23 protein-coding genes are annotated in these 26,535 nt (G+C 63.1%); 22 read left to right on the plus strand and 1 reads right to left on the minus strand.

Annotation, left to right across the window (positions count from 1 at the left end):
* Nucleotides 1–37 precede the first annotated feature (37 nt).
* The 17 genes from IGS60_RS13725 to IGS60_RS13805 all read left to right on the plus strand — a co-directional run bounded on the left by IGS60_RS13725 (nucleotide 38) and on the right by IGS60_RS13805 (nucleotide 20,656).
* Nucleotides 38–421 carry a PspC domain-containing protein gene (locus IGS60_RS13725; protein ID WP_070219197.1) on the plus strand — a complete coding sequence of 128 codons (384 nt, stop codon included), beginning with the start codon at nucleotides 38–40 and terminating at the stop codon, nucleotides 419–421.
* Entirely contained in the window at nucleotides 411–1,841 is a 1,431-nt protein-coding gene (lpdA, locus tag IGS60_RS13730; RefSeq protein WP_230504986.1) for a dihydrolipoyl dehydrogenase, read from the plus strand. The genes IGS60_RS13725 and lpdA overlap by 11 nt, the downstream gene beginning before the upstream one ends.
* A gap of 70 nt (nucleotides 1,842–1,911) precedes the next feature.
* Nucleotides 1,912–3,009, plus strand: coding sequence for a cell division protein ZapE (zapE, locus tag IGS60_RS13735; protein WP_230504988.1), 1,098 nt, complete (start codon nucleotides 1,912–1,914; stop codon nucleotides 3,007–3,009).
* A gap of 16 nt (nucleotides 3,010–3,025) precedes the next feature.
* Entirely contained in the window at nucleotides 3,026–3,745 is a 720-nt protein-coding gene (locus IGS60_RS13740; protein ID WP_205602269.1) for a hypothetical protein, read from the plus strand.
* A 133-nt stretch (nucleotides 3,746–3,878) separates the two neighbouring features.
* The gene (locus tag IGS60_RS13745; RefSeq protein WP_034752051.1) at nucleotides 3,879–4,079 is read left to right on the plus strand and encodes a YdcH family protein; all 201 of its coding nucleotides are present in this window, start codon (nucleotides 3,879–3,881) and stop codon (nucleotides 4,077–4,079) included.
* A 94-nt stretch (nucleotides 4,080–4,173) separates the two neighbouring features.
* Complete coding sequence (locus tag IGS60_RS13750) at nucleotides 4,174–6,177, plus strand: ATP-dependent DNA helicase (protein WP_230505328.1); 2,004 nt, start codon at nucleotides 4,174–4,176, stop codon at nucleotides 6,175–6,177.
* Nucleotides 6,178–6,446: 269 nt separating this feature from the next.
* Complete coding sequence (locus tag IGS60_RS13755) at nucleotides 6,447–7,052, plus strand: toll/interleukin-1 receptor domain-containing protein (protein WP_070219201.1); 606 nt, start codon at nucleotides 6,447–6,449, stop codon at nucleotides 7,050–7,052.
* A gap of 19 nt (nucleotides 7,053–7,071) precedes the next feature.
* The gene (locus IGS60_RS13760) at nucleotides 7,072–9,552 is read left to right on the plus strand and encodes a tetratricopeptide repeat protein (RefSeq protein WP_230504990.1); all 2,481 of its coding nucleotides are present in this window, start codon (nucleotides 7,072–7,074) and stop codon (nucleotides 9,550–9,552) included.
* Nucleotides 9,553–9,646: 94 nt separating this feature from the next.
* Nucleotides 9,647–10,384 (plus strand): 5'/3'-nucleotidase SurE, encoded by a 738-nt coding sequence (gene surE / locus IGS60_RS13765; protein ID WP_230504992.1) that lies wholly within the window; start codon nucleotides 9,647–9,649, stop codon nucleotides 10,382–10,384.
* A 9-nt stretch (nucleotides 10,385–10,393) separates the two neighbouring features.
* A complete protein-coding gene (locus IGS60_RS13770) occupies nucleotides 10,394–11,284 on the plus strand; it encodes a protein-L-isoaspartate(D-aspartate) O-methyltransferase (RefSeq protein ID WP_230504994.1) in 891 nt (296 codons plus the stop codon).
* A 42-nt stretch (nucleotides 11,285–11,326) separates the two neighbouring features.
* Nucleotides 11,327–12,244: a peptidoglycan DD-metalloendopeptidase family protein gene (locus tag IGS60_RS13775; RefSeq protein WP_083293400.1), complete on the plus strand. Its 918-nt coding sequence runs from the start codon at nucleotides 11,327–11,329 to the stop codon at nucleotides 12,242–12,244.
* An 8-nt stretch (nucleotides 12,245–12,252) separates the two neighbouring features.
* Nucleotides 12,253–13,284: an RNA polymerase sigma factor RpoS gene (gene rpoS, locus IGS60_RS13780; protein ID WP_070310025.1), complete on the plus strand. Its 1,032-nt coding sequence runs from the start codon at nucleotides 12,253–12,255 to the stop codon at nucleotides 13,282–13,284.
* A 243-nt stretch (nucleotides 13,285–13,527) separates the two neighbouring features.
* Nucleotides 13,528–14,871, plus strand: a complete 1,344-nt coding sequence (gene rlmD, locus IGS60_RS13785; RefSeq protein ID WP_099380785.1) for a 23S rRNA (uracil(1939)-C(5))-methyltransferase RlmD — start codon at nucleotides 13,528–13,530, stop codon at nucleotides 14,869–14,871.
* Between the two features lie 398 nt (nucleotides 14,872–15,269).
* Complete coding sequence (locus IGS60_RS13790) at nucleotides 15,270–17,216, plus strand: glycosyl hydrolase family 18 protein (RefSeq protein ID WP_268994082.1); 1,947 nt, start codon at nucleotides 15,270–15,272, stop codon at nucleotides 17,214–17,216.
* An 80-nt stretch (nucleotides 17,217–17,296) separates the two neighbouring features.
* Nucleotides 17,297–18,337, plus strand: coding sequence for a cupin-like domain-containing protein (locus tag IGS60_RS13795; RefSeq protein WP_230504996.1), 1,041 nt, complete (start codon nucleotides 17,297–17,299; stop codon nucleotides 18,335–18,337).
* Between the two features lie 269 nt (nucleotides 18,338–18,606).
* On the plus strand, nucleotides 18,607–19,782 hold the full coding sequence (gene cfa / locus IGS60_RS13800; protein ID WP_230504998.1) for a cyclopropane fatty acyl phospholipid synthase: 1,176 nt from the start codon (nucleotides 18,607–18,609) through the stop codon (nucleotides 19,780–19,782).
* Between the two features lie 28 nt (nucleotides 19,783–19,810).
* Nucleotides 19,811–20,656, plus strand: coding sequence for a LysR family transcriptional regulator (locus tag IGS60_RS13805; protein WP_070310026.1), 846 nt, complete (start codon nucleotides 19,811–19,813; stop codon nucleotides 20,654–20,656).
* A gap of 165 nt (nucleotides 20,657–20,821) precedes the next feature.
* Here IGS60_RS13805 and IGS60_RS13810 read toward each other — a convergent pair whose 3' ends face one another.
* Nucleotides 20,822–21,508, minus strand: a complete 687-nt coding sequence (locus IGS60_RS13810) for a Bax inhibitor-1/YccA family protein (protein WP_230505000.1) — start codon at nucleotides 21,506–21,508, stop codon at nucleotides 20,822–20,824.
* 219 nt (nucleotides 21,509–21,727) lie between these two features.
* On the opposite strand from IGS60_RS13810, the gene ndk reads away from it, so the two are divergent.
* From ndk to ispG, 5 genes are all read left to right on the plus strand, one after another.
* Nucleotides 21,728–22,144: a nucleoside-diphosphate kinase gene (gene ndk / locus IGS60_RS13815; RefSeq protein ID WP_070223377.1), complete on the plus strand. Its 417-nt coding sequence runs from the start codon at nucleotides 21,728–21,730 to the stop codon at nucleotides 22,142–22,144.
* A gap of 123 nt (nucleotides 22,145–22,267) precedes the next feature.
* Nucleotides 22,268–23,443: a 23S rRNA (adenine(2503)-C(2))-methyltransferase RlmN gene (rlmN, locus tag IGS60_RS13820; protein ID WP_034752035.1), complete on the plus strand. Its 1,176-nt coding sequence runs from the start codon at nucleotides 22,268–22,270 to the stop codon at nucleotides 23,441–23,443.
* Between the two features lie 11 nt (nucleotides 23,444–23,454).
* The gene (gene pilW / locus IGS60_RS13825) at nucleotides 23,455–24,231 is read left to right on the plus strand and encodes a type IV pilus biogenesis/stability protein PilW (protein ID WP_230505002.1); all 777 of its coding nucleotides are present in this window, start codon (nucleotides 23,455–23,457) and stop codon (nucleotides 24,229–24,231) included.
* Nucleotides 24,232–24,298: 67 nt separating this feature from the next.
* Nucleotides 24,299–25,225 (plus strand): helix-turn-helix domain-containing protein, encoded by a 927-nt coding sequence (locus tag IGS60_RS13830; protein WP_306798489.1) that lies wholly within the window; start codon nucleotides 24,299–24,301, stop codon nucleotides 25,223–25,225.
* A 38-nt stretch (nucleotides 25,226–25,263) separates the two neighbouring features.
* Nucleotides 25,264–26,526: a flavodoxin-dependent (E)-4-hydroxy-3-methylbut-2-enyl-diphosphate synthase gene (ispG, locus tag IGS60_RS13835; RefSeq protein WP_070221911.1), complete on the plus strand. Its 1,263-nt coding sequence runs from the start codon at nucleotides 25,264–25,266 to the stop codon at nucleotides 26,524–26,526.
* Nucleotides 26,527–26,535 lie beyond the last annotated feature (9 nt).

Below are 26,535 nucleotides of genomic sequence, written 5' to 3' on the forward strand. Positions count from 1 at the left end.
AGACGCAGCTGGCTGATCTCAATGAAAGAGGATTCCTATGAACATCTCTGAAGAAATCAAGCGTCTGCACGAGTTGCACCTGGCGGGCGCCCTGAGCGACGCGGAATTCGCGCAAGCGAAAGCCAAGCTCCTGAGCAATATCAACCTGGACAAGCCGGACAGCACGTCCGGCGCCGGTGCCGCTGCCGGCCCGGCGAACGACCTGGTGCAGGAATTCAACCGCCTGCGCCGTTCGCGCGACGACCGCTGGCTTGGCGGCGTCTGCGGCGGCCTGGGCCGCGCTTCCGGCATGGAAGCGTGGATCTGGCGCCTCGTCTTCGTCCTGTTTACATTGACCTTCGGCTTCGGCGTGGTGATTTACCTTCTATTGTGGATTTTCGTACCAGACGAAGAGATTGGAATAACAAAACATGAGTACTAAACAATTTGACGTAGTTGTCATCGGTGCGGGCCCTGGCGGCTACATCGCCGCCATCCGCGCAGCGCAGCTGGGCTTTTCCGTCGCTTGCGTCGACGAGTGGTCGAACGCCAAGGGCGGCGCCGCTCCTGGCGGTACCTGCACCAACGTCGGCTGCATCCCGTCGAAAGCGCTGCTGCAATCGTCCGAGCATTTCGAACACGCGGGCCACAGCTTCGCCGAGCACGGCATCGACGTCGCCGGCCTGAAGCTGAACCTGGGCCAGATGCTCAAGCGCAAGGACACCGTCGTCAAGCAGAACAACGACGGCATCCTGTACCTGTTCAAGAAGAACAAGATCGCCTTCTTCCACGGCCGTGCCGCTTTCGCTGCCGCCGCCGCTGGCGCGTATGACATCAGCGTGACGGGCGAAGCCAACGAAACCTTGTCGGCCAAGCACGTGGTCATCGCCACGGGTTCGAACGCGCGCGAACTGCCGGGCGCACCATTCGACGAGAAACTGATCCTGTCGAACACGGGCGCACTGGCCATCGACGCCGTACCCGCCAAGCTGGGCGTCATCGGCGCCGGCGTGATCGGCCTGGAAATGGGCAGCGTCTGGCGCCGCCTGGGTTCCGACGTCACCGTGCTCGAAGGCCTGCCGGTCTTCCTGGGCGCCGTGGACGAGCAGATCGCCAAGGAAGCGTCGAAACTGTTTACCAAGCAAGGCTTGAAGATCAACCTCGGTTGCAAGATCGGTACGATCACGCCAGGCAAGAAAGACGTCACCGTGGAATTCGTGGACGCCAAGGGCGAAGCGCAAAAAGCCGTGTTCGACAAGCTGATCATCTCGATCGGCCGCACGCCGAACACGAACGGCCTGGGCGCCGACAAGGTCGGCCTGCAGCTGGACGAGCGCGGCTTCATCGCCGTCGACGGCGACTGCAAGACCAACCTGCCGAACGTGTGGGCAGTGGGCGACGTCGTGCGCGGCCCGATGCTGGCGCACAAGGCCGAAGAAGAAGGCGTTGCCGTGGCCGAGCGTATCGCCGGCCAGCATGGCCACACCAACTTCAACACGATTCCTTGGGTAATCTACACCTCGCCGGAAATCGCGTGGGTCGGCAAGACCGAGCAAACCCTGAAGGCCGAAGGCATCGCCTACAAGGCCGGCACCTTCCCGTTCATGGCCAACGGCCGTGCGCGTGCGCTGGGCGACACCTCGGGCATGGTGAAATTCCTGGCCGATGCGACCACCGATGAAATCCTCGGCGTGCACATCGTCGGCCCGATGGCGTCCGAACTGATTTCCGAAGCCGTCGTGGCGATGGAATTCAAGGCCTCGGCCGAAGACATCGCGCGCATCTGCCACGCGCACCCATCGCTGTCCGAAGCGACCAAGGAAGCGGCACTGGCGGTTGACAAGCGTACCTTGAACTTCTAATTGTAGTTAGTCCAGCAGGGGCGCTCGCGGATTTTTTCCGCCGGCGCCCTTGTGCGTTAAAGCGAATCCCATGAACGTAGAAGAGTTTTACCAGCACGCGTTGCAGAAGCGTGATTTCAAGGCCGACGCCGCCCAACGGCGCGCGGTCGACCGCCTGCAGCTGTGCTATGACGAGTGGGTGGCCTACAAGGGCCAGCGCTCGAGCACCTTCAAGCGTCTGATCAACCGTCCCGCCGTGCCGAAGGGCGTGTACATGTGGGGCGGGGTGGGGCGCGGCAAATCGTTCTTGATGGACAGTTTTTACTCGGTCGTGCCCCTGGTGCGCAAGACGCGATTGCACTTCCACGAATTCATGCGCGGCGTGCACCAGCAGCTCGATGAATTGAAAGGCGTGGCCGATCCGCTCGACGAGGTGGCCAAGCGCATCGCCAAGAAATACCGCCTCATCTGTTTCGATGAATTCCACGTCTCGGACATCGCCGACGCAATGATCCTGTACAACCTGCTGTCGGCCCTGTTCGCCAATGGCGTGTCCTTCATCATGACCTCGAATTACGACCCCGACCTGCTGTATCCGGACGGCCTGCACCGCGACCGCATGCTGCCGACCATCGCGCTGCTCAAGGACAAGCTCGACGTGATCAACGTCGACGCCGGCGTCGATTACCGCGGCCGCGCGCTGGAACAGGTGGAGAGTTACTACACGCCGCTGGGCGCGGACACGGACCGGGCCCTGCGCGACGCCTACACGCGCATCGCCGAGACGGCCGACGAAGATGCGCGCATCCGCATCGAAAGCCGCGAAATCCACTGCCTGCGCCGCGCCGGCGGCATCATCTGGTTCGATTTCGCCACCTTGTGCGGCGGGCCCCGTTCGCAAAATGACTACCTGGAAATCGCCAGCCGCTTCCATACGGTGATATTGTCCGGCATACCGGCCATGTCGGCGGCGCAGTCGTCCGAGGCGCGCCGCTTCACCTGGCTGATCGACGTGTTTTACGACCAGAAGGTCAAGCTGATCATGTCGGCCGAAGTGGCGCCGGACCAGCTGTACACGAACGGCATGCTGGCCAACGAGTTTCACCGCACCGTTTCGCGTATCATCGAGATGCAATCGCGCGAATACATGGAAAAAGAACAGCGCGGCGCGGCCGACGCGATCGTTTGAGGCAGGGATAAGGAACATGATGGCAAATACACTATACAAGCTGGGTGCGGCGCTGGGCCTGGTTCTGGCGTTGTCCGCCTGCGCGCACAAGGGTGCCGCGGCATTGGATGAGGTCGGCGCACCGCAGGTGCCCGCCACCTTGTCCGTGGAAGAGGCGGACGCCAAGCTGAAGCAGTCGGCCAGCGAGCGCGAAGCGGCGGAAAACGAGTTTGCCGCGCGCGAAATCGAGTGCTACAACAAGTTTTTCGTGAATAATTGCCTCGACAAGGCCAAGGAAAAGCGCCGCCTGATCCTCGTGCGCCTGCGCGCCATCGACGCGGAAGCGAATTATTTCAAGCGTGCCGAGTCCGTGCGCCTGCGCGATATCGACCTGGCCAGGACGCAGGAAAGCGCGCGCCTCGATGCCGAGCAGCGGGCCGCGGCCGTGCCCAAGCCCGTGAAAGTGGTCACGCCCGATCCGGCGCCGCCCAAGCCGCAAGGCAAGAGCGTTGCCGAGCGCGAGGCTGAGCAAGCGGCGAAAGTGGCGAAACAAGCCGCCGACGATGCCGCCGAGGCGCCGCGCCGCGCCGCCCGCGAAGCAGCCTATGCGAAGAAACAGGCTGACGCCGTGGCGCGCCAGAAACGCGTGGCCCAGCGCCTGGCCGAGCGCCAGGCCGAAGCGGATGCCAAGGCCGCCAAGGCAGCCGCCGCTGCCAGCGCGCCGGCGGCTGCCGTGCCTGTGCCGCCGGTCAAATAACACCGCCGCGCAGGGGCACGCCGGAAATGGCGTGCCCTAACGCGCGCGGCAGGTTAAACTATGCACCATGGCTGCCTGCGCGCGCCGCGCCGGTTTCCCAACACTGTTACCAACACTGCCTGGAACGCAACACATGAGCGATGCACAGCAAATAGAGCGGCGCCTGATTGAACTCAACGTGGAGCACCGCGACCTCGATGCCGTCATCGAGTTGCTGATACTCGATGGCCACCATGATGAGCTGCAGCTGCGCCGCCTGAAAAAGCGCAAATTGCAATTGAAGGATCACATCACCTTGCTGAAAATGCAGTTGGTGCCCGACGTTCCCGCCTGAGGGGCGCCAGTAGCGTCCAGTCCAGCCTTCACCTAAGTATATTTTGACCGATCACAATTTATTGCCAGTAAACCCGGATGGCCAGCCGACCGATCTGCAAGCCAGTCCGCCGGCCGAACCGCAGGCGGCGCCTGGCAAGCACGATGCCGACATCGAGCGCCTGTTTGGCGCCGGCGGCCCGCTCGGTCCGGCCGTGGGCAGCTACAAGCCGCGCCGTTCGCAAACGGACATGGCCAAGGCCATCGCCAGCGCCATCGACAGCCAGACGACCCTGATCGCCGAGGCGGGCACGGGCACCGGCAAGACCTTCGCCTACCTGGTACCGGCCCTGATGTGGGGCGGCAAGACTATTGTTTCCACCGGCACCAAGAACTTGCAGGATCAATTGTTCCTGCGCGATATCCCCACCGTACGCGCCGCGCTGCAGGCGCCCGTCTCCGTCGCCCTGCTGAAGGGTCGCTCGAACTACGTCTGCCACTATCACCTGGAACGCACGCTGCAGAACGGGCGCATGACCTCGCGCGACGACGTGGGCCATCTGCGCGAAATTTCGCGCTTCATCAAGATGACCAGCTCCGGCGACAAGGCCGAACTGACCAAGGTGCCGGAAAACGCCATGATCTGGAACCTGGTGACGTCCACGCGCGACACCTGCATGGGTGCCGAGTGCCAGTATTACCAGGATTGCTTCGTCATGAAGGCCCGCAAGGAAGCGCAGCAGGCCGACGTGGTGGTGGTCAACCACCATTTGTTCTTTGCCGACGTGGCCCTGAAAGACACGGGCGTGGCGGAATTGCTGCCTTCGGCCAATACCATCATCTTCGATGAGGCGCACCAGCTGCCCGATACGGCCACTTTGTTCTTCGGTAACACAGTGTCGACCTCGCAAATCCTGGAACTGTGCCGCGACGTGCTGGCCGAGGGGCTCGCGCACGCGCGCGGCATCGACTGGGCCAAGACCGTCACCGTGGTGGAAAAGGCGGCGCGCGACCTGCGTTTGACGTTCCCGCAGGATATCGTGCGCCTGTCCCTGCCGCAGATCGCCCCGTCGAGCGACTTCTTCCCCGCGCTCGACACTCTCAAGGATGAGCTTGACGGCATGGTGGCCGTGCTGGAAACGCAGGCGGAACGGGCGGAGACGCTGGAACAGTGCCGTGTGCGCGGCGTCGAACTGGCGCAGCAGCTGAGCGGCTGGAAGTTTGACCCGAAGGCGAAAGTAGCGGCAGGCGAAGAAGCCGTGTTCTGGGTAGAAGCGTTTTCCAGCTCTTTGCAGTTGCATAAAACGCCATTGTCGATCGCGCCGATCTTCAATAACCAGCGCGAAGGCACGCCGCGCAGCTGGATTTTCACGTCGGCCACCCTGGCCGTGAAAAACGATTTCAAGCATTTTTCCGAGCAGATGGGCTTGACGGGCGAACCGTCGCACACGTGGCCGAGCCCGTTCGACTATGGCCAGCAAGGCTTGCTGTTCGTGCCGCAAAACCTGCCGCAACCGAACTCGCTGGGCTACACGGACGCCGTCATCGACTGCGCCTTGCCCATCATCGAGGCGGCGGGCGGGCGCACCTTCTTCCTGTGCACTACCTTGCGCGCCGTCAAGCGGGCCGCCGAGCGCCTGGCCGACGAATTCAGGCAGCGCGGCCTGAACTTTCCCCTGTTCGTGCAGGGAGAAAGGGGCCGCACGGAATTGCTCGATCAGTTCCGCGCGGCCGGCAATGGCGTGCTGATCGGTAGCCAGAGCTTCTGGGAAGGCGTCGACGTGCGCGGCGATGCCTTGTCCCTGGTGATCATCGACAAGCTGCCGTTCGCGCCGCCGGACGACCCGGTGCTGGCCGCGCGCATCGAAGTGATGGAAAAGCAGGGCAAGAATGGCTTTATGCACCACTCGCTGCCGGAAGCCATCATCAACCTGAAGCAGGGCGCGGGCCGGCTGATCCGCGACGAGGGCGACCGGGGCGTGCTGATGATTTGCGATCCGCGCCTCATCTCCAAGCCATACGGCAAGCGCATCTGGCAAAGCCTGCCGCCGTTCAAGCGCACGCGCGACACGGCTGAAGTGGTGGAGTTCTTCCGCAACCTGCCCGCCAAGGGCGCCTAGCCTTGCTTGCCGGCGCCATCCGCGCGCCGGCTTATTTCCCTTTGTTATCAAGCGAGTAGCGTTTTTCGCGCGCTGCGTGCCTGCGCGCCCGGCATGCCAGAAAGCGGCGCGATCACGCCATTTTCTGGCATTGTGACGCGTGTCCAGGACGCCAGACACATCTTTGTGCCAGCGCAAACAGTCTTGTTGCCGGGCAGTCTACAGTGAGCTCATGCCTTGCAGGATGAGGCGCGGCGATGGCAGGGCCGCACGGGGAACAGGGGGATGCCATGGAGATCCGCTACGGCTGTTTCTTAAGTTATGCACACGGCCAATATGCGTTCATGAACAAGTTCAAGAATGACCTCATCGAGGCGCTGGCGTGCTATCTGGAGCCGCACCTCGACCGCGAGGAAGTCCTGTTCATCGACAGCGAGCAACTGGGCGGCGGCGACGATATCGACCAGCGCGTGGCGCGCGCCATGTGCCAGAGCGTCTGCATGATCGTGCTGTACACGCCCAAATATGAAGCGCATGGCTACACGCGGCGCGAATTTGCCGCCATGCAGCTGATCGAACAGGAGCGCCGCGCCTGGTATGAGCTGCCCAGCCACCTGATCATTCCCATCATCATGACGCGCCATCCGGACGGCTTGCCGCCGCAAATCACGGAGTCGGGTCTGTACGTCGATTTTTCCGGCTATACGCTGGCCAGCGGCGACCTGAAGTCGAATCCGCAATACCTGCCCGATATCGAACGCATCGTGCAGCGCATCGCCACGCATTACCACTTGCTCAAGCGGTCAACACCGCCCGGCCACGATTGCAGCCGTTTCGTGTTGCCCGATATTCCACCGGAATGGCGCGCCATTCCGCCTCCCCACTTTCCACGTTAATCACGTAAAAGGTCCCGTCATGGAATGCCAACGCCTCTCCCTGCCACCTTTGAGCGCCCCTGGCGAAGTCGTCACCTTCTATTCCTACAAGGGCGGCACCGGCCGCACCATGGCCCTGTCGAACATCGCCGTCCTGCTGGCGCGCCGTGAAAACGCCAGCGTGCCCGTGCTGATGCTGGACTGGGACATGGAAGCGCCGGGCCTGCACCATTATTTCGAGCAGCACGAGGAGCGGCCGGGCGTGCTCGAGTTCTTCGAGGCGTGCCGCCAGCAGATCGAGCGTATCAGCCTGGAAACGGCGGGCGCGCGCGCTGGCGGGCAGGCCGGTGGGCGCGAAGATGGGGGCCGCGAGGACGCGGCGCTGGCCCAGCGCGTGCTCGACGCCATCGACTGGCAGCAGTACGTGGTGCGCGTCGACCAGGGCAGTCCGCTGTACCTGATGCGCGCGGGGCGCTTCGACGCCAGCTACAGCGAGCGTCTGGCGCAGATGCGCTGGGATCAGCTGTTCGACAGCTGCCCGGCCCTGTTCCGCTGCTTTGCCGATACCCTGGCCCAGCATTTCCGCTATGTGCTCGTCGATTCGCGCACGGGGCGCACCGACAGCGCCGGCATCTGCACCACCTTGCTGCCGAAAAAGCTGGTGGTGGTCTTCACGCCGAACCGGCAAAGCCTGGAAGGCGTCGACGCGCTCGTCACGCGGGCCATCGAGTACCGCCGCAGCCATGAAGATGAACAGCGCCCGCTGCTCGTGTACCCCTTGCCGTCGCGCATAGAGATGGGCGATGGCGCGCAGCGTGCCGAGTGGCGCCGCGGCGACGCGCACAAGGGCATCGCCGGCTTCCAGCCTATGTTCGAGCGCCTGCTGCGCACGTCCTACGGCTTGCCGCAGATCGCCCTCGACAGCTATTTCGACGAAGTCCAGCTGCAGCAGACGAAAACCTTTGCCTATGGCGAGCAGCTGGCCGTGCGCATCGACCAGGGCGGCGACCGCTTTTCCCTCACGCGCACCTTCGAAGCCTTTTTGCACTGGCTGACGGGCGGCTATTTCCCCTGGCAATCGAGCCGCGAAATCGCCTTGCTGGGCGCCATCAGCGAAGCGCGCCAGGCCTTGCAGCTGGAACCGGGCCGCGCCGTGGCCCTGCCGCTGGCGCGCGATCTGGCCCGTCTGGGCGAGCTGTACCGCAAGGATGGACGCAGCGCGCAGGCGCTCGACGCCTTTCGCCAGAGCGTCGAGATCCGCGTGCGCCTGCTGGGCGAGGAGCATCCCGACAGCCTGGCGTGCAAGAGCGGCATGGCGCGCCTGCTGCGCCAGCTGGGCAAGCTCGATGAAGCGCGCTTCCTGGAAGAAGACGTGCTCGACGTGCGCGAGCGCGTGCTGGGCAGCGAGCATCCCGACACCCTGTCCGCCCGGGCTTGCCTGGCGAAAACCCTGCTGCTGCAGGGCGAGCTGGCGGCGGCGCTGCTGCTGCAGGATACGGTGCTGGCCACCTATGTGCGCCAGCTGGGCGGCGAGCATCCGCTGACCCTGGATGCGATGGATGGCCGCGCCGCCACCTTGCTGCGCATGGGCAGGCTGGCGCAGGCGCGGCAATTGCTGGGCACAGTGGTGGCGGCGCGCGAGCGCCTGTTTGGCGCCGAGCATGGCGATACCTTGCGCAGCAAGCTGGCCCTGGCGCAGGCGCTGGGACGCGAAGGCGACCTGGAGGGTGCGCGGCGCCTGCTCGCCGCCGTGCTGCGGGTGCAGGAGCGGCGCCTGGGCGGCGACCATGCCGCCACGCTGTCCACGCGCGACTTGCTGGCCGATATCGTGGCCGGGCAGGGCGACTGGGCCGGCGCGCGCCAGCTGCACGAAGACCAGGTGGCCGCGCGCGAGCGCACGCGCGGTCTCGACCATCCGGAGACCCTGATGAGCCAGCGCAAGCTGGCCGAGGCGCTGCTGCGGCGCGGTGAACTCGATGCGGCGCGCAGCGTGCAGGAGCAGGTGCTGGAAGTGCATGCGCGCCTGCTGGGCGAAGACCACCTCGATACCTTGCACAGCAAGAAGCAACTGGCTGGCACCCTCCAGCAGCAGGGCGACAGCGAGGCGGCGCGCCTGCTGGAAGACGCTGTGCTCAGCGGCAGCGACCGGCTCTTGAATGCACCCGTCACGGGGCATGCGGACAGCGTGCTCGACGGTGCGCGGCATTTGCAGGAAACCATCCTGGCCGGCCGCGCCAACGAACAGGATGCGGCCGAGCCGGACACCCTGGCCAGCATGATCTCGATGTTGCAAGGCATGATCGAACGGGAACAGTATGCGCAGGCGGGCGAACTGGCCGAACATTTGAAGTCCTGCCTGCTGCGCCCGGGCGTGCCGGGCAAGCTGCGCAGGCGCGGCATGGCGCAGCTGAAAAGAATGTACAAGTTGCAAGGCGACCTGAATGCCTTGCTGGCCTTGCAGGAGGATGAGGTGCAGGCGCTGGAAGGGGCGCTGTCGGAGGCGCGCATCGAGCAGCGCTGAGCTTGCGCGCCAGGTTCGCGCGGCGGCACAAAAAATGCTGCCTATCGGCGTGCGGCATGCGCAGTGTGGGCATTGCTTCAGGTAAAATCTCGTTATGAGAATCCTTATCAGTAACGACGACGGTTACCTGGCGCCAGGCCTGGCGGCCCTGGCCGACGCGCTCGCGCCCATTGCCGACATCGTGGTGGTGGCGCCCGACAGCAACCGTTCGGGCGCGTCCAATTCGCTGTCGCTGGACCGGCCTTTGTCCGTGCACAAGGCCGCCAACGGCTTTTATTTTGTCAACGGCACCCCCACCGACTGCGTGCACGTGGCGTTGACGGGCATGCTCATCGAGCGCCCCGACCTGGTGGTCTCGGGCATCAACAACGGCCCCAACATGGGTGACGACACCCTGTATTCGGGCACCGTGGCCGCCGCCACCGAAGGCTATCTGTTCGGCATTCCCGCCATCGCCTTTTCCCAGTCGCAGTTCGGCTGGGCCAACCTGGACGCGGCCGCCCGCGTGGCGCGGGAAATCGTCGAGCGCCAGTTCGACGCCCTGCAGAAACCGTATTTGCTGAACGTGAATATCCCCGCCATTCCTTACGCGCAATTGCAAGGCATGGCGGCCACGCGCCTGGGCAAGCGCCATTCGGCCGAGCCCGTCATCCGCGCGCTCGACCCGCGTGGCCGTGAAATCTTCTGGATCGGCCCCGCCGGCGCGGCCAAGGAAGGCGGCCCGGGCACGGACTTCCATGCCGTTGAACATGGACAAGTATCGATCACGCCGCTGCAGATCGACCTGACCCATACTACCCAACTCGATGCACTGGCGAAAGGCCTGGCATGACCGCTCACTATGACTGACAAGCCGCGTACCTTCCCCCTTTCCCTCGATTCGCTGGCCGGCAAGCCCGCCAGGCAGGGCGGGGGGCAGTCGCTGGCCCAGTCCAGGATCGCCACGCCGCAGACGGCCACGCAGAATGCGGCGCAAAACGCGGCGCGCGGCGTGGCGCAGCCGTATGGCGCGCACGCGGCCATCGCGCCATCGCGCGCGCAAGCCATCGCCAATGAGCGGGCGCAGCCGGCCGTGGTGTCGCCGCCGCGGCAAAACCCGCTCGTCTCGGAGGCCGTGCGCCGGGCCATGGTGGCGCGCGTGGCGAAGCAGGGCGTCAAGGACCAGGTGGTGCTCGACGCCCTGCAAGCCGTGCCGCGCCACCTGTTCATGGACGAGGCGCTGGCGTCGCAAGCCTACATCGACGCCTCCTTGCCCATCGGCCACCACCAGACCATCTCGCAGCCGTATATCGTCGCGCGCATGATCGAGGTGATGCGCCAGGGCGGCAGCTTGCAGCGCGTGCTGGAAATCGGCACGGGTTGCGGTTACCAGGCGGCGGTGCTGTCGCTGGTGGCGAAGGAGGTGTATTCGATCGAGCGCATCCGGCCCTTGCACGAGTTGGCGAAGGCCAATCTGCGCCCGCTGCGCGTGTCAAATCTGCGCTTGCAGTACGGAGATGGTATGCTTGGCCTGCCGCAGGCGGCGCCCTTCAACGGGATCATCCTTGCCGCAGCCGGCCTGGAAGTCCCGCAAGCCTTGCTGGAACAGCTGGCGCCCGGCGGGCGTCTGGTTGCGCCGGTGGGGGCTAAATTGCAACACTTACAACTCATTACCCGGGTGGGGAAAATGGAATGGACTAGCCAAACCCTGGAAGATTGCCATTTCGTGCCTTTGCGCCCGGGCACCATATGATCCCCGGATCAGCTAGCAAGCAGGACATATAATTACATGCGAATGATTAAGAAAAGTAACATACTTCTATGTAGCATCACCTTGGCCGCGCTGTTGAGCGGTTGCGGCACGACGGGCGTCCAGGCACCCGTCGTTGAGCGCCATCCATCGAGCAGCAGTGCCGCCGCCAGCGATCCGCGCGACCGCGACCCGGCCTATTACACGGTCAAGCGCGGCGATACCCTGTTGCGCATCGCCCTCGAGCACGGCCAGAATTACCGCGACCTGGTGGCCTGGAACGACTTGAGCAATCCGAACGACATCAAGGTCGACCAGGTGTTGCGCGTGCTGCCGCCGACTGGCGAGACAGGCGGCGCGCAAACGTCGGCCGTCGTGATGCCGCCGTCGACGGAAATTAAGCCGGCCGCGCCTGCCGTGCCGAAGAAAACGGGCCCGCGCGGCGAGAAGCGCGCGTATTCCGACGCCACCCTGGCCGAGCTGCGCGCCGATGGCGGCACCGGCGACGCCAAGCCGGCGCCCGCGCCGGCAGCAACTGTCGCCGCCGCACCGGCCGCCGCCGCTGCAGCCCCTGCCGCATCGGCGCCTGGCGACGACAGGATCAGCTGGATGTGGCCTTCCGAAGGCAAGGTCATCGGCACTTTTGACGAAGGCAAGAACAAGGGCGTCGATATCGCCGGCAAGGCGGGCCAGCAAGTGGTGGCCGCAGGCGCGGGAAAAGTCATGTATGCCGGGAGCGGAATCCGTGGTTATGGTAATCTTGTCATCGTGAAGCACAGTAATAGTTTATTGTCGGCATATGCGCATAACCGCAGCATCCTGGTGAAGGAAGGGCAGAACGTCAACAAAGGCCAGGCCATCGCTGAAATGGGCGACTCCGATGCCGACCGCGTGAAGCTGCACTTTGAAATCCGCCAGCAGGGCAAGCCTGTCGACCCTTCGAAATTCCTGCCTAACCGTTAGGTAAAGCAATGACACACGCGCCGCACGATCAGCTGGACGATGACCCGGAACTGCCGGAAGACGGGGCGGATGAAGTCGTGACGGACGATGCCGGCGAGCTCGACGGCATTGACGCCGTCGAGGCGGGCGAGGGCGGCGAGGTGGCCAGCGTCAGCGTGGTGGTCGAAAGTGTCGATGAACTGAAAAAGGTGCTGGCGGCCGAGCTGTCGACCGATACCACGCAGCACTATCTGAACCAGATCGGCACGCGGCCCCTGCTGACGGCGGCGCAAGAAGTGCATTACGCCACCCTGGCCAAGCAGGGCAATTTCGAAGCCCGGCAAACCATGATCGAGCACAACCTGCGCCTCGTTGTGTCGATCGCCAAGCATTACATCAACCGCGGCGTGGTCCTGCTCGACATGATCGAGGAGGGCAACATCGGCCTGATGCGCGCCATCGACAAGTTCGAGCCCGAGCGCGGTTTCCGTTTCTCTACCTACGCCACCTGGTGGATACGCCAGAGCATCGAGCGCGCCATCATGAACCAGGCGCGCACGGTGCGCCTGCCCGTGCACATGGTGCGCGAACTGAATCAAATCTTGCGCGGCAAATATCATCTGGAAGCCCAGCACCACGACGGCAAGGATGCCACTGCGGAAGATATCGCCCACCTCGTGGGCCGTCCCGTGGAAGAGGTGCAGGATATCCTGGCCCTGTCCGAGCACGCCACATCGCTCGACGCGCCGCTCGACAACGATCCGCAGTCGTCGCTGATGGACATGTTGCCGGGCGCCAGCGAAGACAGCCCCGACGCGCGCGCGGAACACCATGAAATGACGGTGCTGGTGCGCGACTGGCTGACCAAGCTGCCCGACAAGCAGCGCGTCGTCATCATGCGCCGTTTCGGCCTCGACAACGACGATCCGGCCACGCTGGAGACGCTGGCCGAGGAAATGGGCGTGACGCGCGAGCGCGTGCGCCAGATCCAGCAGGAAGCGCTGATTAAACTCAAACGGGCTATGGCGGCACGCGGCGTGGTGCGCGACTCGCTGCTGTAGCGTGCCCGATAAAACGCACATGGCGGCGTTGCAATGCCTCGCCGTACTGGCGTACTGTCTTCGGCAATGCGCCTTGCCCTGTACATTTTCTCAGCCACGCTAAATCGGTGCAACTGTGCTGCGGACTTAAGCTAGTCGGCATCTGCTATCATACGCCCCGCTCGCGGCGCCTGACCTTTCCCCCATTGTTTGCAAGTTCCAGCGCGGCCCTGCGTCCTGGCCCACTCTTACCTATTGATCGCTATGCAAGAAAATATCATCGAAATCAAATCGCTCGACATGGACGCCCGTGGCGTTGGCCATATTGAGAACGAAGACGGCTCGCCGGGCAAGGTCGTGTTTGTCGAAGGCGCATTGCCGGGCGAGCGTGTCAGCTTTGTGACGTTCAAGAAGAAGAAAAACTGGGAAATGGCCCGCATGACGGCGCTGCACCGCGAATCGTCGATGCGCGTCACGCCCAAGTGCAAGCATTTCGACAATTGCGGCGGCTGCTCGATGCAGCACCTGGAACCGTCGGCGCAGGTGGCGATCAAGCAGCGCGTGCTGGAAGACAACCTGTGGCATATCGGCAAGGTACGTCCGCAAAGCATCATGCGCCCCATGTATGGTCCGACCTGGGGCTACCGCTACCGCGCGCGCCTGTCCGTGCGCCACGTCAAGAAGAAAGATGCCGTGCTGGTGGGCTTCCACGAAAAGAAATCGGCGTTTGTCGCCGACATGGATAGCTGTGAAATCCTGCCGCCGCACATCTCGGCCATGCTGCTGCCGCTGCGCGGCTTGATTGCGTCGCTGTCGATCTTCGACCAGATGCCGCAGATTGAGCTGGCTGTCGGCGAAGACGTGACCGCCATGGTCTTGCGCATCATGGCGCCGCTGACGGCGGACGATGAAACGAAATTGAAGGCCTTTGCCGACGAGTACGGCGTGCAATGGTGGCTGCAGGTGAAGGGCCCGGAAACGGCCGTGCCGTTCTATCCGCTCGACAAGCAATTGCACTACCTGCTGCCGGAATTCGGCGTCAAGATGCCGTTCAAGCCCGTCGATTTCACGCAAGTGAACCACCACATCAACCGCGTGCTGGTATCGAAAGCCCTGCGTTTGCTGGAAGTGCAGCCGACCGACCGCGTGGCCGACCTGTTCTGCGGCCTCGGTAATTTCACCTTGCCTCTGGCCACGCAGGGCAGCGAAGTGGTCGGTATTGAAGGCAGCACCACCCTGACGGAGCGGGCGCTGGAAAACGCGCTGGCCAATGGTCTGGCGGAAAAAACCTCGTTCTCGACGCGTAACTTGTTCGAAGTGACGACGGACGACCTGATCGCGCTGGGCCGTTTTGATCGCATCCTCGTCGACCCGCCTCGCGACGGCGCCATGGCCCTGTGCCAGGCGCTGGTCGGCCTGTCGCAAGTGCGTCCGGACCTGCTGCCCAAGCGCATCGTGTATGTGTCGTGCAGCCCGTCGACCCTGGCGCGCGACGCCGGCATCCTGGCGCTGGAAGCGGGTTATGTATTGAGCAAGGCGGGCGTGGTGAACATGTTCCCGCACACGTCCCACGTGGAATCCATGGCAGTGTTTGATTTGCCTCAATAATTCTGCCTGGCTCGACGGGTGGCTTTGCAGGCACCCGCCGCTGCCGTATTCAACGGCGTAGCAAGCAACAGCAATACCACTTACAGCGTATTAAAAAACTGGTCTGTCTTTTCCCGATCCAGCGTCTTTTTTCATCCTCCCTCTGCCGTTTTTTCATTGTCCAGTAGGACAACACGCCGTTCGCATAAGCCGCTGCGCTTTCTGCGCAAAGTGGTATTGCCCACTTCGAGGCCACTTCAAAACCACTTGACCGCCTATTTTTTCAGCAGCATGCTGTTCTTGCAACTGCAAAAAAACAAAATCACAGGGTAGCTTTTTATCGAAGCAGAGTGGTATTTCCGCAAACCTGAACAGGAGACAGCGTGGAAAATTTAATACTCAAAAAAACGATCAGGAACATGATGGTATGTCTGGCCAGCGGTGGCGTGCTGGCGGCATGCGGCGGTGGCGGCGATGCCAGCGCGCCGGCTGGCTCGCAATTGCTGGCGGCCAGCACGGTGGTCGCCTGCGTGCCGTGGCAAGAGGGCGGCACGTACAACGCGGGCACGGTGGTCACTTACCTGGGCGCCAATTACACGGCCCTGGTGACGCAGACCGACCACGTGGGCTCGGGCTGGAACCCCGTTTCCACGCCTAGCCTGTGGAGCGCCGGCGGCACGTGCGATGGCGGAACTACGCCAACTCCTACGCCGACACCGACTCCCACGCCAACCCCGACGCCCGCCCCGACGCCGAATCCAACCCCGACACCCACTCCAACGCCTACCCCGACGCCAACCGGCGGCACCTGCGCACTGGCGTGGGTGGCCGGCACGGCTTACAGCGCGGGCGCCACCGTCAGCTATGCGGGCACGAATTACCGCGCCAACTACTGGACGCAGGGCGACAACCCGTCGACCAGCAGCGGCGCCGCCGGCACGGGCAAGCCATGGACCAGCCTGGAGATCTGCAGCACCACGCCGACGCCAACCCCGACGCCGACACCGACGCCGACGCCAACACCGACTCCAACACCGACTCCAACCCCGACGCCAACCCCGACTCCAACCCCGACGCCGACGCCGACGCCAACGCCGACCGGCCGCGAAGTCGGTTCCTATTTCGCCCAATGGGGCGTATATGGCCGCGATTACGAAGTGGCGAACGTGCATACCAGCGGCGTGGCTGATAAGTTGACCTTCATCAACTATGCCTTCGGTAATATCTATCCGAAAAACGGCGGCTACGAATGCGGCATGATCACCAAGACGGAGCCGGGCGCGACGAATCCGAATTCGCCGGACGCGGGCACGGGCGGCGATGCCGAGGCCGACTACATCCGCACGCCGAAGCGCACCGTCGATGGCCAGGCCATTCCGTGGGACGCTCCATTGTCGGGCAACTTCCTGCAGCTGAAAAAGCTGAAGGCGGCGCACCCGAACCTCAAGTTGTTCATTTCCCTGGGCGGCTGGAGCTGGTCGAAGAACTTCTCCGTCGGTTCGGCCACCGATGCGCTGCGCAAGCAGATGGTGCGCTCGTGTATCGATATCTACATCAAGGGCAACCTGCCGGTGCAGGGCGGTCGCGGCGGCGTGGGTGCGGCGGCCAACATCTTTGACGGCATCGACATCGACTGGGAATACCCGGTCGGCGGCGGCCAGCCGTACAACACGGTCAGCCCCAACGACAAGCGCAACTTCACCTTGCTGATGGCGGAATTCCGCAGCCAGCTCGATGCGCTCGGCGCCGCCAACGGCAAGCGCTACCTGTTGACGGCCGCTGTCGGTGCCGGCAAGGACAAGATCGACAACACGGAACCGGCCCTGTACTCGCAGTACATGGACTGGATCAACCTGATGACGTACGACTTCCACGGCGGCTGGGAAAACAGCACCAACTTCAACGCCCAGCTGTTTGCCGACCCTGCCGATCCGTCAACGGGCATGGCGCGCGAATACGTGGGCGACAAGGCGGTGCAGTACATGATTGCCGCCGGCGTGCCGCGCGACAAGCTGCTGCTGGGCATACCGTTCTATGGCCGCGGCTGGACGGGCGTGGCGCCGGGACCGAACGGCGATGGCTTGTACCAGGCGGCCACGGGCACGGCGCCGGGTACGTACGAGTCGGGTATCGAGGACTATAAAATCCTCGTCGCCAAAGCCGGCACGCGCTACTACCATCCCGTGACCAAGCAGCTGTACCTGTACACGGGGGCGGGCGGCCAGTGGTGGAGCTATGATGATCCGACCGTCATCGGCACCAAGGTGAAATACGTCAAGGACCAGGGCTTGCGCGGCGCGTTCTCGTGGGAACTCGATGGCGACGCGAATGGCGTGCTGGCGACCGAGGTGTGGAAGGTGCGCTAACCGTGTGCTAGCGTAGCGGGATGCGGCCGGGTGGCATTGCGACCCGGCCGCTTGTTCATATAAAAAAGAGGAGACGGGCGATGGCGGCGGTATCGGCATTCGGAGTCAAGCAACAGGAACAGGAACAGGAACTGAGCCGCGAGTGGCGCAGCTGGATCGCGGAAAACCTCATGCTGGGCAGCCATCCGTCGGCGCTGATGCCGGTGCTGCAAAAGGCCGGCATCGCGGAGCCGCTGGCGCGCCGCGAAGTGGAGCTGGCGTTGCAGAGTCCCTACCTGGCCGGCGCCGTGCGCCTGTCGAACCGCCTGGCCAAGCGCGACTGGGTGATCGACATCCAGCGCAAGCTGAATCAGCTGCGTGCCCCCGAGATTCCCCGCCGCGAGAGGCTCTCCGCGCAGGAATTCCTGGACGAATTCTATTCGACCAACCAGCCCGTCATCATCACGGGCATGATGGATGAGTGGCCCGCCATGGCCAAGTGGAGCCCTGCCTACTTTCGCGAACATTTCGGGCCGCGCGAAGTGGAAGTGCAGTTCGGCCGCGAAGCGGATGCCCAGTACGAAATGAACAGCGTGGCGCACAAGCGCAAGATGGCGTTCGGCGAGTACGCGAGCCTGGTCGAGGGTAGCGGTGCGACCAATGATTTCTATATGACGGCGAATAACAATTCGCAGAACCGGCAAGCCTTGCGCGAGCTGTGGGACGATATCGGCCAGCTGCCCGAGTATCTGGAGCAGAGTGGCGGCCCGACGGGTTTTTTATGGTTCGGCCCGGCCGGCACGGTGACGCCGTTCCACCACGACCTGACGAACAACTTCATGGCGCAAGTCAAAGGGCGCAAGCGGCTGCGCATCATGGCCGCCTGCGAGGTCGCGCGCGTGTACAACCAGCGCCACTGTTTTACACCCGTCGATGGACGCGCCATCGACCTGCGGCGCTACCCGCTGATGGCCGACGTGCAGGTGCGCGAATGCGTGCTGGCGCCCGGCGAGATCCTGTTTTTGCCCGTCGGCTGCTGGCATTTCGTCGAAGCGCTCGACGTATCGATGACGGTGGCGTTTACCAACTTCAAATGGGATAACGATTTTTACAGCAAGTATCCGCCGAATCACGACTTTTGATTGGTCTTGGCATTGCCGCGAACGCGCAGGGAACAGCCGCCGAACGGGCGGCTTTTTTCATTGTACGGTGCGCTTCTTGTATAAGATATTTCCATAAAAAAATTGATTGAAATCATTTTGCAGCAATAATTTTGATATGAATGGCCATGATGTTTCATTATCCAGATGGTCATGGCGGGCGGATAATTTGATGGCTGGCGCGGCGCCGGGCCTCTGAGCGGGCTTGCCGGTGCGCGTTGGCACCGACAACCATCTGGAGGCGGCAGGGCATGAACACGCAGCAAATGACACAGTTACAGCAAGCACCGGCAAGTAGTACTGAACTCCAGCTCGACACGCGGCTGACCCGCGAAGCGGCCGAATTGCTGGCCAGGGCCGATATCCACTTGAATGGCCGCGCCGCCTGGGACATGCAGCTGCGCAAGCCGGGCGTGCCCGAGCGGGCTTTTGCCAGCGGCAACCTGGGTCTGGGCGAAGCGTACATGGATGGAGACTGGGATGCGCAGCAGCTCGACGAATTCTTTTGCCATCTGCTGCGCGCCAGGGTGGCCGACGATGTGCGCCCCATGCGCCTGGCTTTCCACGCGCTGTATGCGCGCCTGTTCAACCTGCAGACGGAGCGACGCGCGTGGATGGTGGGCAAGGAGCACTACGACCTGGGCAACGCCTTCTATGCGGCCATGCTCGATCCGCGCATGACCTATACCTGCGGCTACTGGAAGGACGCCGGCAACCTGGCCGAGGCGCAGGAAGCCAAGCTCGATCTGGTCTGCCGCAAGCTGCGCCTGGAACCGGGCATGCGCGTGCTCGACATCGGCTGCGGCTGGGGCAGTTTCATGCGCTATGCGGCGGAAAAATACCAGGTGCAATGCGTGGGCGTGACGATTTCGCAAGAGCAGGTCGCCTACGCGCGCGGCATGCCGGGCGGCGAGCACCTGGACTTCCGCCTGCAGGATTACCGCGACACCAATGAAAAATTCGACCGTATCGTCAGCATCGGCATGTTCGAGCATGTGGGGCACAAGAACCACCGCACCTTCATGGAAGTGGCGTACCGCTGCCTGGAAGACGACGGCCTGTTCCTGCTCCACACGATCGGCAAGAACAAGCGCGATTCCGCGTGCGATCCATGGATCGACAAGTACATCTTCCCGAATGGCGACTTGCCCTCCATCGGCCAGATAGGCGACGCTATCGATGACCTGTTCGTGGCAGAGGACTTGCACAACTTTGGCGCCGACTACGACAAGACCCTGATGGCCTGGCACGCGAACTTTGAGCAGGCCTGGCCGCAGTTTGCGGCCCAGCTGGGCGAGCGCTTCCACCGCATGTGGTCATATTATTTGCTGTCCTGCGCGGGCGCCTTCCGCGCGCGCGACCTGCAGCTGTGGCAGTGGGTCTTGTCGAAGCAGGGCGTATTGGGTGGCTACGAGCGTGTCAGTTGAGATGCGCGTCAGCTGATATGATGGCTTGATGGATATCAATCAGGCGCGTACCTTCCTCGAAGTGGCTTCCTGCGGCAGCTTCATCATGGCGGCCGAGCGCATGCACGTGACGCAGACGGCCGTCAGCGCCCGCATCCGCACCCTGGAGCAGCAGCTGGGGCGCCAGCTGTTCGTGCGCAACAAGGCGGGCGCGCGCCTGACGCCGGCCGGCGAGCGCTTCATGCGCCATGCGGCCACCATGGTGCAGGTGTGGGAGCGGGCGCGCCACCAGGTGGCCTTGCCGCCGGGGCGCGACGACGCCGTCAGCATCGGCTGCGAACTGAGCCTGTGGCAGCCGCTGCTCGGCGACTGGCTGATACGCATGAGCCGCGATTGTCCCGAAATCGCCTTGCGCGCTGAAGTCGACAGTCCCGCGCGCCTGCTCGACGCCGTGCACGACGGCTCGCTGGACCTCGCCGTGCTGTACAACCCGCCGCAGCGCCCGGGTCTGGCCAGCGAATTGCTGGCCGAGGAAAAGCTGGTGATGGTGACCACGCGCGCCGACGGGCAGATGCAGGCCGATACCTATGTGTACGTCGACTGGGGACCCAGCTTCGCGGCGAACCACCAGGCGGCGTATCCTGAACTGAGCAGCCCGCCCGTGTCGATCTCGCTGGGCCCGCTGGCCCTCGTGTACCTGCTGGAAGTGGGCGGCGCCAGCTACTTTCGTATCGGCAGCGCGCAGCCGTATCTCGATGGGGGCTTGCTGTACCGCGTGCGCGACGCGCCCGAATTCTCGCATTCCGCCTACGCCGTGTATGCGGCCCAGCGCGACAACCCGACCCTGGACCGCGCCCGCGCCTGCTTGCTCGAGGTGGCGGAGAAGATCAAGTAATTTGAACGGACGTAAAAAAGCCGACCCGCGGGTCGGCTTTTGTTTTCATGTCCTGGCGCATAAGCGCAGCGCATAAAACGTTCAGGGCAAGGCGCGGTGCCGAAGACAGTACGACTGGTACGGCGAGGCACTGCAACGCCGCCCTGGGCATTTTTGCGTTAGCGCTTAGTCGCGGCTGCTGCCAGCGAAGCCCAGAAGGGAGAGCAGGCTGGTGAAGATGTTGTACACGTCCAGGTAGATGCGCAGGGTGGCCGAGATGTAGTTGGTCTCGCCGCCGTTGATGATTTGCTGCACGTCATACAGGATGTAGGCCGAGAAGATGGCGATGGCGACCATGGAGATCACGATCGACAGTGCCGACAGGCCCAGGAAGATGTTCGCCACCGATGCGAGGATCAGCACGATCACGCCGGCGAACAGCCATTTGCCCATCGCCGAGAAATCGCGCTTCGACACCGTGGCGATCGTCGCCATCACGGCCAGGATGGTGGCCGTGCCGCCGAATGCCGTCATGATCAGCATGCCACCGTTCGAGTAGCCGAGCGTGCGCGTCAGGATGGGCGTGAGCATCAGGCCCATGAAGAAGGTAAAGCCCAGCAGGACGGCGACGCCGAGGCCCGAGTTCTTGGTTTTCTCGATCGCGTACATGAAGCCGAATGCGACGGCCATGAAGATGATGAAGCCCATGCCGCCGGTCAGCATCGGCAAATGCATTTGCACGCCGATGAAGGCGCCCAGCACGGTCGGTATCATGGACAGTGCCAGCAGCCAGTAAGTGTTGCGCAAGACCTGGTGGCGGACTTGCTGCATGCCCCCCGACAGGTCAAAGGTGCGTTGCATGTTCTGATTCATAGTGCCTCCGTGTTGTCAATTCAAATTACTGCTTTACCCAAGGATAGCATGGGGGCCGGAATTTGCCAAAAAAGCAGCTTAAGATTTCATTAAACAGGGACAGGGCGGCAAGATGCTCCTGCCTGTCTGGGTGATATGGGGTGGAGTATGGTAAAATCAAAGGTTGATTGAGTTATCAATTTACCGTTTTAAACCTTACTTTTATTGGAGTTTTCACACATGGCAATCGAACGCACCCTGTCGATCATCAAACCAGACGCAGTTGCAAAAAACGTAATCGGTCAAATCTACACCCGTTTTGAAAACGCTGGCCTGAAAATCGTTGCAGCACGCATGACCCAACTGTCGCGCGAACAAGCTGAAGGCTTCTACGCAGCGCACAAAGAGCGCGGCTTCTTCAAGGATCTGGTCGACTTCATGGTTTCCGGTCCAGTCATGATCCAGGCCCTGGAAGGCGAAAACGCCGTTCTGGCCCACCGTGACCTGATGGGCGCGACCGATCCGAAGAAAGCAGAAAAAGGCACGATCCGCGCCGATTTCGCCGATTCGATCGACGCTAACGCCGTACACGGTTCCGACGCTGTCGAAGCTGCTAAAGTGGAAATCGCTTACTTCTTCCCAGAGCTGAAGGCTTAATTGCCTTAGATAACGTTATTTCCTGGCGTTATCTGTGAAATAACTTATCACCCCCTGTTCCCGCTGCGCTGTGGTGCTTTGCCCCTGATGCGCGCGGGGACGGATTTTAGAATAGACAAGATCATGAATACGACGACCCTCACCAACTTGCTGGACCTCGATCCCGCGCAACTCATCGCCTACTGCGCCGAGTTGGGAGAGAAACCGTTTCGTGCGAAACAATTGCAACGTTGGATACACCAGTTCGGCGCTTCCGACTTCGACGCCATGACGGACCTGGCCAAGTCGCTGCGCGACAAGCTGGCTACGCGCGCCGAAGTGCGCGCCCCGGCCATCATCAGCGACCACACGTCAACGGACGGCACGCGCAAGTGGCTGGTCGACGTAGGCAATGGCAATGCCGTGGAAACCGTGTTCATTCCGGAAGAAAACCGCGGCACCCTGTGCATCTCGACCCAGGCCGGCTGCGCCGTGAACTGCCGTTTCTGCTCGACGGGCAAGCAAGGCTTCAACCGCAACCTGAGCGTCGGCGAAATCATCGGCCAGCTGTGGATGGCGGAATTCGAATTGCGCCGCACCAAGGGCATCGAACCGGGCCCGAAAGGCGAGCGTCAGATCACCAACGTGGTGATGATGGGCATGGGCGAGCCCCTGCTGAACTTTGAGCCGACCGTCACGGCCCTGAAATTGATGCTTGACGACAACGCCTACGGCTTGTCGCGCCGCCGCGTGACCCTGTCGACGTCGGGCGTGGTGCCGATGATGGACAAGCTGTCGCAGGAAGTGCCGGTGGCCTTGGCCGTCTCGTTGCACGCCTCGAACGACGCCTTGCGCGACGGGCTGATTCCACTGAACAAGAAATACCCGCTGAAGGAATTGATGGCGGCCTGCAAGCGCTACCTGGAATTCGCCCCGCGCGATTTCATCACCTTCGAATACTGCATGCTCGACGGCGTCAATGACAGCGACGAGCACGCGCGCGAACTGCTGGCGCTGGTGCAAGACCGCGAGTTCGGCGTGAACTGCAAGTTCAACCTGATTCCCTTCAACCCGTTCCCCGAGTCGGGCCTGTTCCGCTCGAAAAACCCGCGCATCAAGGCGTTTGCCCAGGTGCTGATGGATGGCGGCATCATCACCACCGTGCGCAAGACGCGCGGCGATGATATCGATGCGGCCTGCGGCCAGCTGGCCGGCGAAGTCAAGGACCGCACCCGGGTGCAGGAACGCATGGAAAAGATGACTGAGTATCAACAGAAATTTGGCGCCAATTTCGGCAAGATCGTGGAGATCCGCTCCTGATGAGGGAAGGCATGGCTTACCAACGCTCGCTTGCTGTGGCCGCTGTTTGCCTGGCTGTGCTGCTGGTCGGCTGTGCTTCCACCGCAGACAAGGAGCAAGCTGCATCTGTCGAGCAGCGCGCCGCCTTGCGCTTGCAGTTGGCCAGCGCCTATTATATGCAGGACCAGTTTGAGGTGGCGTTGGCCGAAGCAGAGCAGGCGGTGCAGCTGGTGCCGGACAACGTCCAGGTGCGCGGCATGCGCGCCCTGATTTTTGCTGCCATGCATCAACCTGGGGCTGCTGAAAAAGATTTTCTTTACGCTTTGCGCCTCGCGCCCCACAATCCCGAGTTGAGCAATAATTATGGCCTGTTTCTGTGCCAGACCGGGCGCGCGGCGCAGTCGCTGGCGTATTTCGATGCCGCATTGCAAGATGCCGCCTATGGCACGCCTGAACTGGCGCTGCATAATGCGGCGGCGTGCAGCCTGGTCATGAAAGATTACCCGCGCGCCGCTGACTACTGGCTCAAGGCGGAGCGCATCGCACCTGGCGCGGCAATCACGTATGCCGGCCTGGTGCGCGTGTATTACCAACAGCAAGACTACCGGCAAGCGGCTCGTTACCTTGAGCGGCTCGGTAAAGTAGCGACAATGGAGAGCCAGACGGCCGATGTGCTGTGGCTCGGGATCAAGGTGCAGCATAAGCTCGGGGATGCGGGTGCGGAAGCTGGCCTGGGGGCGCATTTGCGCAACCACCATTCCGGCTCCCCCGAATATGCTGCTTATCAAAATGGGGCGTTTGATGAGTGAGACAGGGATACCAATGAATTCAGAGTGGGCAGAAACGCCTCAGCAGCAGCCCCAGGGCAATCTTGCGTTGGCAGGCGCACAGTTGAAGGCGCAGCGCGAAGCGCTGGGCTGGCCCGTGGAGCAGGTGGCCGACCAGCTCAAGCTGGCGCCGCGCCAGGTGATCGCGCTGGAAGAGGGCGACATGGCGGCCTTGCCGAACGTGGCCGTGGTGCGCGGTTTCGTGCGCGCCTACGCCAAGGTGGTGCGTCTCGACGCGGCGCCGCTGGTGGCCATGATCGAAGTCCATCCGGCGCCGGCGCAAGACCCGGCTGCGCCCGCGCGGCGCGAGATTTCCGCCACGTTCTCGGAATCGCGCTTCCCGTCGATGACGCAGCGTTCGTCGAACCAGACGCCAATCTGGATCGCCGGCGCCGTGGCCGTCGTCGTGGCGGCCGCCTTTGGCGCCTATAAACTCGGCTACGTGCCGGCCAGCCTGCTGTCTGCGCAGGCCGGGAAGGAAACCGCGCATGCGGAAGTGGGTCCGGTGGAAACGACCCTGATCAAGCCGGGCCAGGACTTGACGCCCGTGCAGACGCCGTCCGTGCCCCTGATTTCCGTGCCGCCGCCGCCAGGCAACGATACGCAGACGGGCGCACCTGCCGCTGCCGCCGCTTCGGCGCCGGCCGCCGCCGTGCCGCCAGCCGCCGTGCCAGCTCCGGCGACAGCGGCGACGGCTGCCGTCACGCCGCCCGCCGCTGCCGCTGCCCCTGCCGTGGGCGCGAATGCGCTGGTGCTGAAGGTGGAGCAGGATTCCTGGGTCGAGATCCGCCGTCCCGGCGCTTCTCCGCTGATTTCGCGCATGGTCAAGGCGGGCAGCACGGAAACGTTCGATATCACGGGTCCGGCCACTCTGGTGGTGGGCAAGCCGGGTGTTGTGCAGGCAACCTTGCGCGGCGCCAAGCTGGAGCTGCCGACCGTGGCCGGTGGCACGATCTCGCGTGTCAGCATCAAATAATTGCAGTAATCGTTCAAGCAAACTCAGAAGATAATATTATGGCTACCTCGAAAACAGCGATCGGCTCCGGCCCTTCCGGCCGCCGCGACAGCCGCAAGGTGCTGATCGCGCACGGCCAGCGCCAGATCTGGGTGGGCGGCGACGCCCCCGTGGTGGTGCAGTCGATGACGAATACGGATACGGCCGACGCCATCGGCACGGCGATCCAGATCAAGGAACTGGCGCGTGCCGGGTCGGAACTGGTGCGCCTGACGGTGGACCGTCCCGAAGCGGCCGCGGCCGTGCCCTACATCCGCGAGCAGCTCGACAAGATGGACATCGACGTGCCGCTGGTGGGCGATTTCCACTATAACGGCCATACCCTGCTTAACGACTACCCCGATTGCGCGCGCGCGCTGTCGAAGTACCGCATCAATCCGGGCAATGTGGGCAAGGGCGCCAAGCGCGATACGCAATTCGCGCAAATGATCGAAGCGGCGTGCAAGTACGACAAGCCGGTGCGCATCGGCGTGAACTGGGGCAGCCTGGATCAAGCCTTGCTGGCGCGCATCATGGATGAAAACGCGGGCCGCGCCGAACCGTGGCCGGCGCAAGCCGTCATGTACGAGGCTTTGGTGACGTCGGCGATTGAAAACGCCGTGCGTGCGGAAGAACTGGGCCTGGGCCGCGACAAGATCATTCTGTCGTGCAAAGTCTCGGGCGTGCAGGATTTGATCGCCGTGTACCGCGAACTGGCGCAGCGCTGCGACTATCCGCTGCACCTGGGCTTGACGGAAGCGGGCATGGGCAGCAAGGGTATCGTCGCTTCGACGGCGGCCCTGGCCGTGCTGCTGCAAGAGGGCATCGGCGACACTATCCGCATTTCGCTCACGCCGGAACCGGGCGGCGACCGCACGCGCGAAGTGATCGTCGGCCAGGAAATTTTGCAAACCATGGGCTTGCGCAAGTTCGCGCCCATGGTGATCGCCTGTCCCGGCTGCGGGCGTACGACGTCGACCACTTTCCAGGAACTGGCCGACAACATCCAGACGTATCTGCGCGAGCAGATGCCGGAGTGGAAGAAATCGTATCCGGGCGTGGAAGCGATGAACGTGGCCGTCATGGGTTGCATCGTCAACGGTCCCGGCGAATCGAAGCATGCGAACATCGGCATCAGCCTGCCCGGCACGGGCGAGTCGCCAGCCGCCCCCGTGTTTGTCGACGGCGAAAAGGTCGTCACCCTGCGCGGCGAACGCATCGTCGAGGAATTCCAGGACATCGTCCTCAATTATGTTAAAAGCCATTACGGCGCAGCAGCGTAGGTCGGATTA

The sequence above is a fragment of the Janthinobacterium sp. FW305-128 genome, assembly GCF_020858135.1.
GTDB lineage: Bacteria > Pseudomonadota > Gammaproteobacteria > Burkholderiales > Burkholderiaceae_D > Janthinobacterium.

Bases quoted from the DNA above. Each gene is read 5' to 3' on its own strand.
- IGS60_RS13725 (WP_070219197.1), top strand. From the start codon at position 38: ATGAACATCTCTGAAGAAATCAAGCGTCTGCACGAGTTGCACCTGGCG.
- lpdA (WP_230504986.1), top strand. From the start codon at position 411: ATGAGTACTAAACAATTTGACGTAGTTGTCATCGGTGCGGGCCCTGGC.
- zapE (WP_230504988.1), top strand. From the start codon at position 1,912: ATGAACGTAGAAGAGTTTTACCAGCACGCGTTGCAGAAGCGTGATTTC.
- IGS60_RS13740 (WP_205602269.1), top strand. From the start codon at position 3,026: ATGATGGCAAATACACTATACAAGCTGGGTGCGGCGCTGGGCCTGGTT.
- IGS60_RS13745 (WP_034752051.1), top strand. From the start codon at position 3,879: ATGAGCGATGCACAGCAAATAGAGCGGCGCCTGATTGAACTCAACGTG.
- IGS60_RS13755 (WP_070219201.1), top strand. From the start codon at position 6,447: ATGGAGATCCGCTACGGCTGTTTCTTAAGTTATGCACACGGCCAATAT.
- IGS60_RS13760 (WP_230504990.1), top strand. From the start codon at position 7,072: ATGGAATGCCAACGCCTCTCCCTGCCACCTTTGAGCGCCCCTGGCGAA.
- surE (WP_230504992.1), top strand. From the start codon at position 9,647: ATGAGAATCCTTATCAGTAACGACGACGGTTACCTGGCGCCAGGCCTG.
- IGS60_RS13770 (WP_230504994.1), top strand. From the start codon at position 10,394: ATGACTGACAAGCCGCGTACCTTCCCCCTTTCCCTCGATTCGCTGGCC.
- IGS60_RS13775 (WP_083293400.1), top strand. From the start codon at position 11,327: ATGATTAAGAAAAGTAACATACTTCTATGTAGCATCACCTTGGCCGCG.
- rpoS (WP_070310025.1), top strand. From the start codon at position 12,253: ATGACACACGCGCCGCACGATCAGCTGGACGATGACCCGGAACTGCCG.
- rlmD (WP_099380785.1), top strand. From the start codon at position 13,528: ATGCAAGAAAATATCATCGAAATCAAATCGCTCGACATGGACGCCCGT.
- IGS60_RS13790 (WP_268994082.1), top strand. From the start codon at position 15,270: ATGATGGTATGTCTGGCCAGCGGTGGCGTGCTGGCGGCATGCGGCGGT.
- IGS60_RS13795 (WP_230504996.1), top strand. From the start codon at position 17,297: ATGGCGGCGGTATCGGCATTCGGAGTCAAGCAACAGGAACAGGAACAG.
- cfa (WP_230504998.1), top strand. From the start codon at position 18,607: ATGAACACGCAGCAAATGACACAGTTACAGCAAGCACCGGCAAGTAGT.
- IGS60_RS13805 (WP_070310026.1), top strand. From the start codon at position 19,811: ATGGATATCAATCAGGCGCGTACCTTCCTCGAAGTGGCTTCCTGCGGC.
- IGS60_RS13810 (WP_230505000.1), bottom strand. From the start codon at position 21,508: ATGAATCAGAACATGCAACGCACCTTTGACCTGTCGGGGGGCATGCAG.
- ndk (WP_070223377.1), top strand. From the start codon at position 21,728: ATGGCAATCGAACGCACCCTGTCGATCATCAAACCAGACGCAGTTGCA.
- rlmN (WP_034752035.1), top strand. From the start codon at position 22,268: ATGAATACGACGACCCTCACCAACTTGCTGGACCTCGATCCCGCGCAA.
- pilW (WP_230505002.1), top strand. From the start codon at position 23,455: ATGGCTTACCAACGCTCGCTTGCTGTGGCCGCTGTTTGCCTGGCTGTG.
- ispG (WP_070221911.1), top strand. From the start codon at position 25,264: ATGGCTACCTCGAAAACAGCGATCGGCTCCGGCCCTTCCGGCCGCCGC.